This window comes from Methylocaldum sp. 14B (assembly GCF_002005105.1).
In the GTDB taxonomy this organism is placed as follows: domain Bacteria; phylum Pseudomonadota; class Gammaproteobacteria; order Methylococcales; family Methylococcaceae; genus Methylocaldum.
The window spans coordinates 227,215-241,564 of the sequence record NZ_MSCV01000001.1; the positions used below are offsets into that span (position 1 = coordinate 227,215).

Here is a 14,350-nt window from a genome sequence, read left to right on the forward strand (position 1 = left end):
GATGAGTTTTATGGTCGACCACCAAGCGGATCATGACGAGGGGACGGAACCGATGAGTGGCAGGGACGCGGAAAAGGAGCGCAGGCGATATTTTCGGATAGAAGACGAGATTATTCTTTTTTTCAGGGAAATAGCGCCCGATGAGATTCCTGATAATCGAAGTCCGCGGGACTTTCCCTTGGATTCTTTCGCCCTTTCAGCCAGCCTGGATTTACTGACTCAGGAGTCCCGAAAGCTGCTGCGGCGAATCGAAAAAGACAGTCCGGAAATCGGCGATTTTTTGAAGGTTCTGGAGCGCAAAATCGATCTCATCGCCCGGGCTTTCCTGAGCTACGAGGCCAACTTGCCGGAGCAGACCACTCAAGGTGTTAGCCTCAGCGCTTCCGGTTTATCCTTCGATGTGGAAAAGCCCTATGCTCCAGGTAAAGTGCTGGAAATCAAGATGGTCTTGCCGCCTGATCTGATCGGGTTAATTGCGTACGGTCGTATCGTTTATTGCAAAAAGAACGGGCCCGATTCCGAGCTGCCTTACCAAATTTCCGTGGATTTCGTCGGCTTGCGCGACAGCGATCGGGAGCTACTGATTCGCCACGTCGTCAGACGGCAGCTGCAGCAGCTTAGAAACAAGAAACAGCCATCGGAATAAGCGCTTCCGCGCCCCGCTTTATTCATGCAGTACGATGCGCTGACTAAGACCCTGCTTCATTTGCTGTCCGATAATGGCTTTCACTCCGGAACGGAACTGGCGAGTCGCCTCGGTATCAGCAGAACGGCAGTCTGGAAAGCCGTTCGTGCTCTGCAATACCGTGGGATTGAAATCGCTGCCTTGCCGGGCAAAGGCTACCGGGTGACCCAGCCCGTTGAATTGCTCAGCGAAACAGTCATCCAATCCTCGTTGAGTCCGAGCGCCGGCCGGCTGCTCGGCGGTCTCGACATCTGCGACGAGATCGATTCGACAAATACGCATTTGATGCGCCTCGCTGCGAAAGGTGCTCCCTCGGGGGCGGTATGCCTCGCGGAAACGCAGACGGCCGGCAAGGGACGAATAGGTCGTTCCTGGCTTTCGCCCCTGGGAGCAAATATTTATCTCTCGGTCTTGTGGCGTTTCGACGATCACTCCCGTGTGGCAGGACTTAGCCTGGCTGTCGGAGTAGCCGTGATTCGGGCACTGGACCGGACGGGGATTATCGAGGTCGGACTCAAGTGGCCGAACGACATCTTGTGGGAAGATCGCAAATTGGGGGGGATCTTGCTGGAGGTCGCCGGGGAAGCCCATGGCGGATGCGCCGTGATCGTGGGCTTGGGGCTGAACCGCTACATTCCCCCCGTCGTGGGGCGCGGGATAGATCAGGCGTGGGTCGATCTTGCCACGGTGGCCGGCGCATCGGCTCCCTCGAGAAACCGCCTGGCCGCCTCGATTCTGAGCGAGCTTTTGCCTTTGCTGAACGATTATCGGCACACCGGACTTGGGCCCTATCTTGCTGAATGGCGTCGCTATCATCATCTGACCGGGCGCGAGGTGGTCGTCCGTCAGGGCGATACGGAAACCGCCGGCACAGTTGCGGATGTTACCGGAGAAGGGTTGCTGGTCGTGGTGTGCAAGGACGGGAAACGCCGCGAGTTCGCATCCGGTGATGTGCGGCTCCGGATCGCCGGCTGAGCCGGAGACTGTCATGCGGCTTCTGGTCGACATCGGCAACAGCCGAGTGAAATGGGGAATCGCCCAAGACAATCGGATTGTTTCGGGCGAATCTTTCCCTTCGGCTGGCGAATCGCTAGAAGAGTCATTCGACCGCCACTGGCTGACTCTGCCCATACAGCGCCGCATATATATCTGTAACGTTGTCGGCGGCGAGGCGGAACACATCGCAACGGCCTGGACGCAAAGACGCTGGGGAGTTTCGCCAAACTTCGTCAAACCGGCCGATCGAGGCTACGGTGTGGTGAACGGTTACGAAAAGCCGGAAAAGCTAGGGGTCGACCGTTGGGTGAGTCTGATTGCCGCGCGGGAGTTCAGCAATGGGCCGGTCTGTGTCGCCGACTGTGGTACCGCGTTGACCTTCGACGTACTTGATGCGCAAGGCCGGCATCTCGGCGGCCTCATCGCGCCCGGCTTGGCGATGATGAAACGGGCGTTGGTGCTGGAAACGAAGGGCATCGGAGAGATCGACTGCGGCGATCCCGAGGTTTTAGGACGGAGCACAGCCGCAGCCGTAGAAGGCGGAGTATTAGCCGCTTGCGCGGGACTGATCGAGAGATCGGTCGGAAAAGCGGAGAAAGAATTGGGGCATGTACCCGATTTGGTCATTACCGGCGGCGATGCGGATAGGATTGCCGACAAACTCGACGGCCCGTGTAAGGTTGTTCCGGATCTGATATTGCGGGGATTGCTCCGCATCGCGAGAAGCGTTTCATGAAGTATGCTTTTTATAGTCTGATTCTGGCGAACGTCGTATTTTTCCTGTGGGAAAGCAGCATACTCGGGCGGGGAGTCAGTAGTGCGTCGTCCTATCAGGAATTGCGGCTCCCCCATGTCGTGGAACAAATAGCTTTGCTCAGCGAGCGCACTGGGTCGCCCGAAAAGGCCCCTGACCTGGTTTTGGCCGAGGTGTCCACGACCGAGGCTAAGCCGGAACAGATCAAGGGAACGACATCGATTGTCGAATCGGAGCCGGCCCAAAAATCGGAAGTACCTACCGACACGCCGTCCACATTGTCGACACGGGCCGTGGAATCGGGCTGTTTTCAGTGGGGCCCGATTACGGACGAGACGCGGGCGCGCGAAGTCTTGAATCTGGTTAAGCCTGAGTCCGATCAGGCTAGCCTTATCAAAAAACCTTCGGATCTGACCGACGGTTGGTGGGTGCTGTTTCCCAAGGCTCACGATCTGGATACCGCCAAGGCGAACCGGAAGATGCTGCTCGAGAAAGGAGTAACCGACCTTTGGCTGTTCGACAAGGGCGCTTTGCAAGGGGCGATATCCCTCGGTCTTTTCAAAACCCGAAACCGAGCCGAGCAGGCTCAGAAAACATTCACGGAACAGGGCATCATTACCGAGGTAGTGCCCCGCCAGGTGCGAAACGAGGCTTATTGGGTTCGGATTCCATGGGCTCGTCCAGCATCGGACTTGGACGAAATTCTGAAGTCTACGGATGCGAAGGGCGCAGCGGGGTTATCCCCGGCACTCATTCCCTGTGATTGACCGGCCGCTATCCTCGATAAATCCGCTGGAGGCAGTGCCGAAGGTCGATAATCCTTCCCCGACGGATGTGTTTCATTTCTGGAAAGGCGTAGGTCGGCAATCCTTTGCCGACGCCTGAGATGTGGCTCGTTTCTCGACAGCTTACATAAGGCAGCGATCTCGTAAGCGGATTCGCCGACCACATCAACGAGTGCCTTGAGCATTTTTCACCACAGTTTAGCGGTGTGGATCTGAAAGCCGTTGCGCATGCCCTTTCTTACGCCCTCGTGTCCCCCCTCTCTGGCTAGCCCGTTTTCCGAATCGGTGTAAGGGATTCGGATATGTAGGTCGGCAATCCCTTGCCGACGTATCGGCTCGGCGAAGGGCTTTGTCGGCAAGGGATTGCCGACCTACGTTCTCCCCTCCTGGCACGAATCCGTACACCGGGATGGAAAACGCTCTAAACCCGTAATGGCGTGAGCACTTCAATTATTCACACCTCAACATCCGTCCGCTAAGGCTTACATATTTTTCAGCTTTGGCTGACTTGTCACGCTTGAGTTACAGCCGTCAAACTTGCGCGCAAGTACGAGAGCCGCGGGGGGCTTGATCGAGCCTTTATTCGGATTTCAGACGAAAACAAAAACCCGACTCTGAGGCAGACTGTTCGGGTGCGCCATAGGCATCGTCCGGAATGGCCATGATGACACCGCGTCGCCCCCTCCTATTCGCCGGTTAAGCCCTTGGCTAAGGTCGTTCGTTTTTCGCCAACTGATGTGCGCGCTGTAGGCGGGCGGATGTTCGAGATTTGATAGCCCATGTTCTGGGCTTCGGGACGTTTGCTGGATTTAGGCTGACACGATCTACACATGAGCGCTCGATGCAGAGCGAAGTGGAATAGCCTTCGTTTCCCGGATTTTCTATGGTTGCGAAAACGGGGCAGGGGGCGACTTCAATTTCTAAAAACCAGGAGCAAGCAATGCGACCAAAGATCGTTCGATGCGTAAAAAAATCCATGTTTCAATCAGGTTTATACAGCTTGCTGCTCGGTGTGCTGTCGATCCCGGTATCCGGGTGGGCGGTTGGTCCGGGATGGACTCAAGACTGGTGCAAAGTGTACGCAACCCAGGCAAGTGGATCGGGCTTTTATGTCTGGGTAGATCCCCAAGCCTGTAATAATGTCAACAACTGTCCATACCATCTCGGGCCTACTGGATATGTGGAGCAGTCCGCGGCGGTATTTTGGATCGTCTACCCGACGACTAATACGCCCAGCGAAGCACAGAAAGTCATGATCTCCCAGCTTTCGCTGGCCGCTAGTACAGGCCAACTCGTCAGACTTCATTGAGTAATGGTCAAATGTTGTGTACGGGGGTGGGCTCAGGCGGCGACTTTCTCGACGTCTTCCTGAACTCCATCCTTGAACACGACTCCCTCGATGACTTGGGCTAAACGGGGGATTCCATTCAGTTTCCGCCAGTGCCGCTCGGCGCTTTTCACCAGCATGAACACCATCGCGAGGATACTTCCCCGTGACACGCAGCCGCGCGTTTTGGCGGTTCGTAACCGGACCGTGGCAAAGGTGGATTCGATCGGATTGGTGGTCCTTAGGTGAATCCAGTGCTCCGCCGGAAAAGCGTAGAACGCCAACAGCGCCTCCCGATCCTTTTCCAAACACGCCACCGCCTTGGGATACTTGGGCCGATACCCCGTCAGGAAATGATCAAACGCTTTCTCCGCCTCCGGCCGGGTCGCGGCCATCCAGATTTCGTGCAGCGCGGCTTTGGGTTGCTGACTCTTGGGCAGCTTATTCAGCACATTGGCCGTCTTGTGGACCCAACAGCGTTGGCCACGGGTGGTCCCGTACACTTGTGGTAAGGCTTTCCAAAAGCCGAGGGCGCCATCCCCGGTGGCCAGGTGCGGATTGACCGTGAGGCCACGGGCCTTGAGATCCAACAGCACCTCGCGCCAGGACGCCTCGCTCTCCCGATAGCCATCGGCCAATGCCAGCAACTCCTTTCGGCCGTCCGCCGTAGCCCCAATCACCACCAGAATGCATTGGGCCGCATCCTCCAGCCTCACCCCGAAATGGAGGCCATCCACCCAAAGATACACATAGCGCCGGTTCGACAAATCCCGCCGCGACCAGCGTTGATGCTCGTCCTTCCACGTCTCTTTCAAGCGGCTGATGGTGCTCGCCGATAGCCCCGGCGCCTCCTGGCCCAGCAATGCCGTCAACGCTTCTTGAAAATCCCCGGTCGAGACCCCTTTCAGGTACAACCAGGGCAACAGGTCCTCAAGGCTCTTGGTCCGCCGAAGGTAGGGCGGCAGAATCGCCGAGGTAAACCGGATCGTCTTCGCCCGGTCCCGCACCCGCGGCACCGTGACCTCGACGGCGCCGACGCCGGTTTGGATGGACCGCGTCGGCAGATGACCGTTCCGCACCACCCGCTGGCGGCCGTCCGCCGTCTTCTCGTCCTTGAACCGTTCCAGAAAGGCGGCCACCTCCGCTTCGATCGCCGCCGCCAGCATTCGCTGGGCGCCTTCCCGCGCCAGTTCCGTCAGGGCATCGGCAACCGGGGCGGGTGTCCCTGGATTCTTCAGCGGAATGACTTTATCTTCATGCATGGCGTATTCGCTCCTCTCAACAGGAATTGATGACCTCGAAGACCATCAAGAATACGCCGCCTACCTCAGCCCCTTATCCACAACTTTCGAGCATAACTCCTGATGGAGTTACAGGGAAGATTTTTGGTCCTAATAGCATATTCGGTCCAAAGCTTGGGATTACTGAGATGCCGGAAGCTACAAATATCTTAAATACGGCAATCAAGGTACCGCGATGAGTCAGATTTGTTTTGCTCCCAAAGAAGTTAAATCATGGTATCTATCAAGAAATCTGGCGAATACTTTTGATCGGATTGAACTACGGTTGCCCGAATCCGAAAGCGACGGAAACAAAGCTGCAGTAGTTCTGGAGTGTGGATCATTTTTGGCGAGCTTTACTGTTTGGGGATCAGGTACGACGGAATGGATTGTTGTTAATGGGGAGTCTGGTGAAACGGTGATAGTTCGCGATTCAACATTCACCGATGTTTCCACCCTGTATTCATTACTTGATGCTGCGATAGAAGAGCTCCTGCAACTCTGAAATTGTAGCCCGCGTAGATACTGTTATCCGGATCAAGCCCGCGTAGGCTGGGTTGAGGTACGAAACCCAGCGGTTCAAGACTTGGCTGTGCCGGGTTTCCGCAAAGCTTCAACCCAGCCTACGGGCTTTCCAGCCCGCGTAGGGCGGAATAGCGTACTCGCGTATTCCACCGCATGGGAGTATTTCATTCGGCGCATTACGCTAACGCTAATGCGCCCTACGCGGGCTACACCTACGATCTGGCCGGCAATCTGATTCAGCGGAGCGGCGGCGGGGCGACCCTCGCCTTAAGCTACGATGCCCTGGAGCGGCTGGTGGCCGCGAGCGGCACCGGGATTGCGCCGGAAACCTACGCCTACGATCATCAGGGTCGCCGTATCGAAACCTCGGTGGACGGGACGCCCCGGCGCTCCGTCTATGCCAGGGCGGAAGTTTGGAGTGACTACGGCAACACCTGGACCCAGGCGCAGGCGCTGTACACCTATGCCGGGCTCGACCGTCCGGTGATCCGGACCGGTGCCGGCGGCACCGCGTATTACCATGCCGACGCCCTCGGTTCGGTGGTGGCCGTGACCAATGCCGCCGGATCGATCACCGCCAGCGCCCGCTACGACGCCTTCGGCCAGCCCCTCGCCGGCGGGGCTCTCCCGCGCTACGGCTACGCCGGCCGCGAACCCGACGCCACCGGGCTCATGTATTACCGGGCGCGCTACTACGATCCCCAGATCGGCCGCTTCACCCAACGCGACCCCGCGGGCTTTGTGGATGGGGTGAACCCGTATGCGTACGTCGGGAACAATCCGGTGAGTTTGACCGATCCGTTGGGGTTGGCGAAGTTGGCCCCGATCGCGAGCTCGAATGTCTCGGGGTATCCGGGGAACGGGGGTGGAAATGCGGCACTGGTTGGGACGACCATCGCGGCTCAGTTGCCGAGATTAACGACGTCTCTACCGATCGTCGAAAATGCAATTACCCGATATGCAACGCCGATCCTGCAAGGCGGTGCGAGAGCCCTTGCCACGGGTCCCGGAGCGGCACTGGTCGGCACTTTCTTTCCGAGTAGCTTGGGCGATCCAAATGCCAATTGGAAGCCGGGTGACGCGGGGTTTTTGCCCTTTACGTCCAATGCAAGGGATTCGATTTATACTGCGAACGAGGTTGCAAAGTACGAAGTCGGAACGTTTAGCGATCTTGCAAACCGCTCATCCACGGGCGATGGGCTAGATATTCACCATGCTGCGCAAAAGCACCCAGTTGGTCAGGTGATTCCTGAGTACGATCCTGCGACTGGCCCTTCAATAGCAATTCCTCGTGGCGAACACAGTCGAATTCCGACAATAAAAGGCGAATACAGTGGTTCCGCCCGCGATTTGCTCGCAAAAGACATTCGAAACCTTCGAAATTATACCAATGCGCCGAATGGTTCACTGGAAGAGTTGATTAAACTGAACAAAGACAAGTATCCAGGCGCTTTTTCTAAATAGGAGCACATATGAATAATGAGGCGTTTGTTGAAGCAATTAAGCAATATGTGGGGGAAGCGGCTGTTGAAGATATGATCGCAAATCTGAAGAATCCTCCCGGGCGGAGGGTTTCTCAAAAGGAAAAGATGCGTTCAGATTGGTATAACAGTCTTTCAGAGTTAGAAAGAGATTATATTGGCAGCATTGTCGCTGACGCAGTCCATGAGGCTCTATTTGGTCTGCTTGCGGTTTTGGATGGTGTAAGAGCAATTGAAGACGGCGAGAGCAAAGGCCATTTTGAACTGAGCTATGTAGACGAGAAAAACCAAATTCTTTTGAATAATCCTAACGACATTGGGTTGCATGACTTATTTAATGTATCTGAATAGCCCGAGTAGCCCGCGTAGGGTGGAATAGCGTACTCGCGTATTCCGCCGCGTGGGGAACGTTCCATTCGGCGCATTACGCTCAAGCTAATGCGCCCTACGCGGGCTGAACCCGTATGCGTATGTCGGGAACAATCCGGTGAGTTTTACCGATCCGTTGGGGCTGTCGCGGTTAAATCCAGTGAGGAGTCAGAACATATCAGTCTTTGCGGGCGTCAGACCCACCCATCCAAGCGGTGGATCGATACCGCAGACAATCCGAGATATTGAGCCAGTCGAAGATGGTTATGATTTCAGCAATGGGGCGGTGCAGGTAGCCCGAGCCGATGTAGAAGTATGGCCACGTCAGGGTAAAGGTTTTAATTATCGGGCAACTGACGACCAAGGGAGCAAGCCGCTACAAGGCACTTTCAATACTGGCACATCTCTGAACATCAATCAGCTCCCCGAAGGTGATTATCGGGTTACTCCGCGTCCCCGAGTTCCTGAGCCAGGGCCAATTGGAAAAGTCCGCGATTTCTTCATGGTAGATCGGAACAAAAATGCTGGACGACCTACCATATCCAATACAGATAACTGGAATCAGGTGCGCTTTCCTGACGGGTCTATACACGAGGGGATTCAAATTCATCCGGGTCGCCAAGGCACAGCAAGTGGAAGCTCTCTCGGCTGCCTTGTTTGTACTGAGCCTGAGTACAACCAGTTGAATCAGATGTTCAACAGAAATTACGACAATGGCGGCGTCTTTTTGCATATCCGGCAGCAGCCAGCCAAGCCTTAGATTTTTGGTGTTGGAGGTTTATAGATGTATGAAAAAAATGCTTGTTCTTGTGGGGAGCCTTGGAATAGCAACAGTGTTAGGTTGGGGCTATTGGGTGTCGCTTAGTGACGCCCAGCATTGGCTACTATTTAACAAGCGGATTGCCGAAATTCACGCGGATTTATTGCTAAATCGAAATACAACAGTAATGGTGCCGGATGAATTGATTGATGTGCAGATTTCGGCCTATCCAGGCTGGGTGCTTTTTAGTCCGCATGACGAAGAACATTCTTTTGTTCTAGCCTACGCGCCTGAAAAGAAGCCTGAGCCTTTTGCTGCAGATGGAGTGACTCGTCAGTGGCGTCAGGTAAATCCGCGCTGGTACGAATTACTGCCAAATTGATCTATCCATTTTGCATCGAATCCACGCGGAACTCCGGCAGCGGCTAGAGCGCTCCCTCCAGGAGTAGCGGAGCAACCGTTACGCACGTTCGAGGTCGTGAAGTCATTTGATGTTCAGGCCGGTACCGTTGCCCCCGCATTCGGACAACTGGGTCTTGGAACTCAATTTCGATCTTCAATGCAGTTGGGAGACTTGATTAGAGGTGGATTTCTTAAGGAGGTCAAACCATGATTCGCTCATTCCCGGAGTTGCCGGACTGGTCGTTTGATATTGATGAAGTGTCTAACGGTGTCTACAAGGTTGTAGTTAGCCATAGATATGGGCACAAAATTTCAAAAACTGGAATTGATCCAGAGGCGCTAATTGACGATTGTAGGCGCGAAGCGACCGACATGCGCCTTGCTGATCGCCCTACGCGGGCTAAGAGCATATTCGGTCCAAAGCTTGGGATTACTGAGATGCCGGAAGCTACAAATATCTTAAATACGGCAATCAAGGTACCGCGATGAGTCAGATTTGTTTTGCTCGCAAAGAAGTGCAGTTGGGCCAGCGGGTTCGTCGGCAAAGGATTGCCGACCTACGAATGCTTGAATCCATTTACCCGAGCCGAAGGCGCCAACGACTTCCGCCAAGCCTGTTTTGCCGTACGAGCGAGATGAAAACGCTCTAAAACCGAAGACGGCGAAGTGCAGCAACAAAAGCCTGACTCTGTCACAGATTTTTCTACGGCTTCGCTATACGTAAAAAGAAGACACCGACCATGAAAGCGCTTAACAAATTCTACAAAGCAATATTATTTTCGCTTTTGTTTCCCGTCTCTGCCACAGCGGGCGGGGGAAATGGAAATGTCGAGATTGAACACGTCGGCGGCTACGGAAACGCAGGAAAGGTGGGGTCAGGTCTTGCAATAGGGCCGTAGGGCGGGTTAGCGTATTCGCGTAACCCGCCGTTCGAGTTGCGCCGCAAGCAAAAGGTGGGGTCAGCCCGCGTAGGGCGGAATAGCGTACTCGCGTATTCCGCCGCATGGGAGTATTTCATTCGGCGCATTACGCGAAAGCTAGAGCATTTTCATACCTACTGTACGGGCACTCGCGAGTAGGTCGGGAATCCCTCCCAATCGCAAACGGCGTCTTCGGGAGCGCCGAAGCCGCCCTTCCCGACGCCACGTCCCGGCCGAGCGTCTTCGTCGGCAAAGGATTGCCGACCTACGAAAGCTTGAGTCGATCTACCCTGGCCGAAGGCGCCAACGACTCCTGCAGGCCTGTTTTGCCGTACGAGCGAGATGAAAACACTCTAAGGGGCTACTCGGTAAACGGCGGGTTACGACGCATCGGATCCAAGCGTGCCCAGCAGGGGTTCCGTTGTGCGCGCCTAACCCGCCCTACAAACCCCGGGGTGAGGTACGAAACTAGACCTCGATCAAGCGTCGGCTGTGCCGGGTTTCCGCAACGCTTCAACCCGACCTAGGCCAAGCTTGGCAGGCTAGGCGCTGCATAGTTTCTACAGGCTAATCGACGCGCGCTGCGGCCGTGAGCCTTGGATTTTCCGAATACCGCAATGCGATAAACAGGAAAAACTGGGTTCCGAAGATCAGATTGGCCAGGACGAGGTGAATCGGCTGTACGAAAGCCGGAAATCCGAGACGATCCAGCGTTACCCCGGTGCCGATGGCGGCTACCACCAAAGCCCCCAAGGCGATGCCGAAGTTTCGAAGCAGGTGTCCGCGTTCGAGGCGTCGTGCCAGATTCCAGACGAGCCACAGGTTTGTGAAGAGAATGACGGAGGAGAACGAGCGGTGAATGTAGAAAATGATCGGAAATTCCTCCCGCCAAAGGTGGCGCTCGGCTTGATCGAAGGTCGTGGCGATGACGTCCACCGACTCCCGGATCTGGGTTCCCATGGTGATTTGCAGCAGCGTCATTCCCATCGCTACCGCCAAGACCGTTTTGAATCTTGGCGATAGCGCGCCAGTATCGAGCCTCCGTATCGTGTCCTGCTGCGATCTCGCGATCGCGTAGATCAGGAGACACACGATCACGAAAGCGGTCACCATGTGGGCGGTAATCATGACCGGCCGCAGATTGCTGGCGACGACCGCAGATCCCAGCCAACCCTGAAACCCGACCAATAAGAATACGGATAAGGCGAGGAAGAAGACCGCCCGGTCTCGTCTCAGATATGGAATCGCATAGAGCAAGGTCAGCAGAATAAGCACTCCGATACTCACACCGATCAACCGATTGACATATTCGGTCCAGGTCTTGAGCGGATTGAACTCGGTATCCGCATAGCCGCGCTCGGCGTAAATCTCATGGTAATTCGGCGGCAGCTGGGATTCGTCGGTAGGCGGGACCCAGCGGCCGAAACAGGTGGGCCAGTCGGGGCAGCCCATGCCGGCACCGGATGCCCGTACGATACCGCCGACCAGGATCAGGAAATAAACGGCGGCGATCGTAATCAGGCCGATGCGGCGGAACCGTTTGGAAATCGCCGAGTCGGTCGCGTTTGAATGAAAAGCGTTCTGGGGATTGAAGTCGGAAGAGACCGTATCGTTCATGACTGATATTTCGACAAGATTGGGATGTTATGTTTGTACGATGCCGGACGGCGAGCCGGTATCGGCGTTCGGAGCGTTTTTCGCCGCAGTATAGTGGCGTGAATCGGGAACTCGGCACGCACACTCAGAATACATGCGCAAACAAGCTTGTAGGTCGGCAATCCTTTGCCGACGACGATGTCGGGAAGGGATTCCCGACCTACGACAGCCTGGGGCGCTACACCACATCGGAAGATGCTCTAGCGAGCGGGCATGACCGAAAAGGATTCCGAAATGCTGAAACTGCGGCTACGAGAACTTTCGGATAAATCCTGATAATACAACCGAATGCGATAGTTTCCGACCGGCAGTCGACCAATTCGATAGGTTCGGTAAAGCCCGGAGCCGGGGAGGGCGCTTTCCTCCGGTTGAAAGGTATAAAGGCACTGCCCGTAGTGGTTGACGACGATCTCGATTTCGTTTCCTTTCATCCGGGCATCGACACGGTCGTCGTTGCAACCGCGCCGCGGGTAATAAATCAGGATATCTTCGTTGGCGCGAGGACTATTGGGTTCGATAAAAAGGGTTTCGCCTTGCGCTCCACCGGGTCCCCGGAAATGTTCTTGGGCGACCGCCGGGAGAGGAAGAAGGCTCAACAAGAATGCCGGTATATGGCGGCGAACTCGGGATAACCGCGTCCATCGAAGCGTGGAAAAATGGCCGTTAGTCATTGCGCATGCCCAAGACTCGGGTTTCGCGGTAATAGCTGCTTCCCCAGACATATACGTACATCGCGCCGCTAACCAGCGTCGTCAAAAATACGATCGCGGTCAGGCCGGTGATGAGGCTGGCGGGCAACGACACGAAGCCATGGTGCAGGAGTATGATGAATACCAGAAAGAGCTGAAGCAATGTATTCACTTTGCTGATCAGGAGCGGTTGCCCTTCGAAGGGCCGCAGCAGGAAGTAATACAGCACTGCACCGGTGAATATCACCAGGTCGCGCAAGACCACGGTGGCCATGAGCCAAAACGGGAGCAATCCCATAAAGCTCAGCACGATATAAGACGAAACCAGAAGCAGCTTGTCGGCCAAAGGGTCGATATAGGAGCCGAGACGGGATTGCCAGTGAAAATGCTTGGCTAGAAAACCGTCCAGAGCATCCGATACACCCGCAATCACGAACAGCGTCAGAGCCCAATCGAAGCGCTTTTCCAGCATCGAACTGATGACAGGATAGACGAGCAGGATTCGGCAAACCGAAATGATATTGGGTATATGACGTGCTTTCATTCGGCTAATCGGTAGGTTAACCCGGAAAACTGCCGGTCCTCGTTAGCGACGGGTCTCAACACCCGCCCTAAAGCGAGGGCCTCCTCCAACGACGCCCTGTCGCCGAGTACGTATAGCTTAAACAAGGCATGATCGGCGTCCACTCCCATCCACTCCAGCCTTTTGACCTGAGACAGCCGGCTCAGATAGGCGGTTGCGCGATCGGTCGCATCGAGAGACGACAGGCCGACGATTTTCAATTCCAGAGTCGTTTCCTGCGTGGTACGCGGAATGAACCGTTCGGCCAGGCGGGAGTAGACTCCGGATGTACCCGACCGGAGTGCTTCCTGGAGATCGGGAAAGTTTCCCTGCCAAGTCTCGTCGAGATTTTGAAGGTAAATTCGCCAAGCGGCATCCCAGGTGCCCTCCGGTCTATGCGACAAGCGTCCGGCGAGCACGGCATCGGTCTCGTATCGAGCGGACGCTTGCTTGACTCGCTCTCCGTTACCGGTTTCCAGGTCGTCGATGCTGAGACTCTGTTGGTCGGTCAAATCCCACAAAGGAACCGTCACGGGCAATCCGCTTTCCTCCGCTGCGGCACGTAGCGCGCGGTCGATCTCCGGCATTTGATCGGCCACGAAAATCGATTTTTCCGCATTATCCTCAATCGAAAGCCATACCAGCACTTCGGGTCGCTGTTCTCCCCAAGGACTGATGTTCGATTTACGCAAGGTGTCGTTAATGCGCGGCGAATCGAACTCCACGCGCAAATAGTCGAGCGGCGCATCGGTGTCCGACTTGGTTATGTACTCGTATTGCAGAACGAAATGGTCGGGTTTTTCCAGCATGGAGCGTACGGCCTTGGACTGCATGGCATCGGTCCTGACCAATCGCTTGAGGACTTGCTCAAGAGCTTTGCGGATGTCTTCGTTACGTGTCGATTCATCTTTGCTCTGTACGGCGACGTCCATTCGATACAATCCTTTTATTTCCGCGGCCATAAGGTTGGGACAAACCATTATGAGCCACAAACTGACTAGGGCGACGAGGCGCACGAAGATCCTCCCGCAGGTTGGCGAAGAGCGTTGTACAATATCACAATCCCTTAGAGCAGCTAAAACACTCTATGTCCGTTCGACCAGTCTGGATTTCACTTGAATGGACACTGGTTTTTGGCTTTTTAGAGTTCTTTTTTCCG

The 14,350-nt window shown here is 55.4% G+C and carries 16 protein-coding genes; 11 read left to right on the forward strand and 5 right to left on the reverse strand.

The genetic code is table 11. The annotated features are described in order from the left end of the window. The first annotated feature begins 10 nt into the window (after positions 1-10). The 5 genes from B2A78_RS01145 to B2A78_RS25470 all read left to right on the forward strand — a co-directional run bounded on the left by B2A78_RS01145 (position 11) and on the right by B2A78_RS25470 (position 4,529). The gene (locus B2A78_RS01145) at positions 11-646 is read left to right on the forward strand and encodes a PilZ domain-containing protein (protein ID WP_168175312.1); all 636 of its coding nucleotides are present in this window, start codon (positions 11-13) and stop codon (positions 644-646) included. A gap of 24 nt (positions 647-670) precedes the next feature. Beyond that, the gene (locus B2A78_RS01150; protein ID WP_077728052.1) at positions 671-1,660 is read left to right on the forward strand and encodes a biotin--[acetyl-CoA-carboxylase] ligase; all 990 of its coding nucleotides are present in this window, start codon (positions 671-673) and stop codon (positions 1,658-1,660) included. A gap of 13 nt (positions 1,661-1,673) precedes the next feature. Beyond that, positions 1,674-2,417: a type III pantothenate kinase gene (locus B2A78_RS01155; protein WP_168175313.1), complete on the forward strand. Its 744-nt coding sequence runs from the start codon at positions 1,674-1,676 to the stop codon at positions 2,415-2,417. Then, positions 2,414-3,202: a hypothetical protein gene (locus B2A78_RS01160; RefSeq protein WP_077728053.1), complete on the forward strand. Its 789-nt coding sequence runs from the start codon at positions 2,414-2,416 to the stop codon at positions 3,200-3,202. Before B2A78_RS01155 ends, B2A78_RS01160 begins: the two co-directional genes overlap by 4 nt. Before the next feature lie 901 nt (positions 3,203-4,103). Further along, positions 4,104-4,529, forward strand: a complete 426-nt coding sequence (locus B2A78_RS25470) for a hypothetical protein (RefSeq protein WP_143735033.1) — start codon at positions 4,104-4,106, stop codon at positions 4,527-4,529. A 32-nt stretch (positions 4,530-4,561) separates the two neighbouring features. Here the strand turns inward: B2A78_RS25470 and B2A78_RS01165 are convergent, their stop codons facing one another. After that, the gene (locus tag B2A78_RS01165) at positions 4,562-5,809 is read right to left on the reverse strand and encodes an IS256 family transposase (protein WP_077728054.1); all 1,248 of its coding nucleotides are present in this window, start codon (positions 5,807-5,809) and stop codon (positions 4,562-4,564) included. Positions 5,810-6,023: 214 nt separating this feature from the next. On the opposite strand from B2A78_RS01165, the gene B2A78_RS25475 reads away from it, so the two are divergent. The 6 genes from B2A78_RS25475 to B2A78_RS01185 all read left to right on the forward strand — a co-directional run bounded on the left by B2A78_RS25475 (position 6,024) and on the right by B2A78_RS01185 (position 9,853). Next, positions 6,024-6,332, forward strand: a complete 309-nt coding sequence (locus tag B2A78_RS25475; protein ID WP_139841146.1) for a hypothetical protein — start codon at positions 6,024-6,026, stop codon at positions 6,330-6,332. 173 nt (positions 6,333-6,505) lie between these two features. Further along, complete coding sequence (locus B2A78_RS01170; RefSeq protein WP_077728055.1) at positions 6,506-7,816, forward strand: RHS repeat-associated core domain-containing protein; 1,311 nt, start codon at positions 6,506-6,508, stop codon at positions 7,814-7,816. 8 nt (positions 7,817-7,824) lie between these two features. Beyond that, positions 7,825-8,184 (forward strand): hypothetical protein, encoded by a 360-nt coding sequence (locus B2A78_RS01175; protein ID WP_077728056.1) that lies wholly within the window; start codon positions 7,825-7,827, stop codon positions 8,182-8,184. A 136-nt stretch (positions 8,185-8,320) separates the two neighbouring features. Next, positions 8,321-8,962, forward strand: a complete 642-nt coding sequence (locus B2A78_RS25480) for a hypothetical protein (RefSeq protein WP_143735034.1) — start codon at positions 8,321-8,323, stop codon at positions 8,960-8,962. A 28-nt stretch (positions 8,963-8,990) separates the two neighbouring features. Further along, the gene (locus B2A78_RS25485) at positions 8,991-9,344 is read left to right on the forward strand and encodes a hypothetical protein (protein ID WP_143735035.1); all 354 of its coding nucleotides are present in this window, start codon (positions 8,991-8,993) and stop codon (positions 9,342-9,344) included. A gap of 227 nt (positions 9,345-9,571) precedes the next feature. Next, positions 9,572-9,853: a hypothetical protein gene (locus B2A78_RS01185; RefSeq protein WP_077728058.1), complete on the forward strand. Its 282-nt coding sequence runs from the start codon at positions 9,572-9,574 to the stop codon at positions 9,851-9,853. Positions 9,854-10,851: 998 nt separating this feature from the next. Here the strand turns inward: B2A78_RS01185 and B2A78_RS01190 are convergent. The 4 genes from B2A78_RS01190 to B2A78_RS01205 all read right to left on the reverse strand — a co-directional run bounded on the left by B2A78_RS01190 (position 10,852) and on the right by B2A78_RS01205 (position 14,171). Then, positions 10,852-11,901 carry a COX15/CtaA family protein gene (locus tag B2A78_RS01190; RefSeq protein WP_077728059.1) on the reverse strand — a complete coding sequence of 350 codons (1,050 nt, stop codon included), beginning with the start codon at positions 11,899-11,901 and terminating at the stop codon, positions 10,852-10,854. A gap of 239 nt (positions 11,902-12,140) precedes the next feature. Continuing rightward, complete coding sequence (locus B2A78_RS01195) at positions 12,141-12,536, reverse strand: hypothetical protein (protein ID WP_139841147.1); 396 nt, start codon at positions 12,534-12,536, stop codon at positions 12,141-12,143. Between the two features lie 67 nt (positions 12,537-12,603). Next, complete coding sequence (locus B2A78_RS01200; protein ID WP_077728061.1) at positions 12,604-13,173, reverse strand: CDP-alcohol phosphatidyltransferase family protein; 570 nt, start codon at positions 13,171-13,173, stop codon at positions 12,604-12,606. Beyond that, positions 13,170-14,171 carry a DUF2066 domain-containing protein gene (locus B2A78_RS01205; RefSeq protein WP_346425830.1) on the reverse strand — a complete coding sequence of 334 codons (1,002 nt, stop codon included), beginning with the start codon at positions 14,169-14,171 and terminating at the stop codon, positions 13,170-13,172. Before B2A78_RS01205 ends, B2A78_RS01200 begins: the two co-directional genes overlap by 4 nt. Between the last annotated feature and the right edge of the window lie 179 nt (positions 14,172-14,350).

Excerpts from the sequence above, each read along its gene's own strand:
- B2A78_RS01145 (WP_168175312.1), top strand. The coding sequence starts at position 11 with ATGGTCGACCACCAAGCGGATCATGACGAGGGGACGGAACCGATGAGT.
- B2A78_RS01150 (WP_077728052.1), top strand. The coding sequence starts at position 671 with ATGCAGTACGATGCGCTGACTAAGACCCTGCTTCATTTGCTGTCCGAT.
- B2A78_RS01155 (WP_168175313.1), top strand. The coding sequence starts at position 1,674 with ATGCGGCTTCTGGTCGACATCGGCAACAGCCGAGTGAAATGGGGAATC.
- B2A78_RS01160 (WP_077728053.1), top strand. The coding sequence starts at position 2,414 with ATGAAGTATGCTTTTTATAGTCTGATTCTGGCGAACGTCGTATTTTTC.
- B2A78_RS25470 (WP_143735033.1), top strand. The coding sequence starts at position 4,104 with ATGGTTGCGAAAACGGGGCAGGGGGCGACTTCAATTTCTAAAAACCAG.
- B2A78_RS01165 (WP_077728054.1), bottom strand. The coding sequence starts at position 5,809 with ATGCATGAAGATAAAGTCATTCCGCTGAAGAATCCAGGGACACCCGCC.
- B2A78_RS25475 (WP_139841146.1), top strand. The coding sequence starts at position 6,024 with ATGAGTCAGATTTGTTTTGCTCCCAAAGAAGTTAAATCATGGTATCTA.
- B2A78_RS01170 (WP_077728055.1), top strand. The coding sequence starts at position 6,506 with ATGGGAGTATTTCATTCGGCGCATTACGCTAACGCTAATGCGCCCTAC.
- B2A78_RS01175 (WP_077728056.1), top strand. The coding sequence starts at position 7,825 with ATGAATAATGAGGCGTTTGTTGAAGCAATTAAGCAATATGTGGGGGAA.
- B2A78_RS25485 (WP_143735035.1), top strand. The coding sequence starts at position 8,991 with ATGAAAAAAATGCTTGTTCTTGTGGGGAGCCTTGGAATAGCAACAGTG.
- B2A78_RS01185 (WP_077728058.1), top strand. The coding sequence starts at position 9,572 with ATGATTCGCTCATTCCCGGAGTTGCCGGACTGGTCGTTTGATATTGAT.
- B2A78_RS01190 (WP_077728059.1), bottom strand. The coding sequence starts at position 11,901 with ATGAACGATACGGTCTCTTCCGACTTCAATCCCCAGAACGCTTTTCAT.
- B2A78_RS01200 (WP_077728061.1), bottom strand. The coding sequence starts at position 13,173 with ATGAAAGCACGTCATATACCCAATATCATTTCGGTTTGCCGAATCCTG.
- B2A78_RS01205 (WP_346425830.1), bottom strand. The coding sequence starts at position 14,171 with ATGGTTTGTCCCAACCTTATGGCCGCGGAAATAAAAGGATTGTATCGA.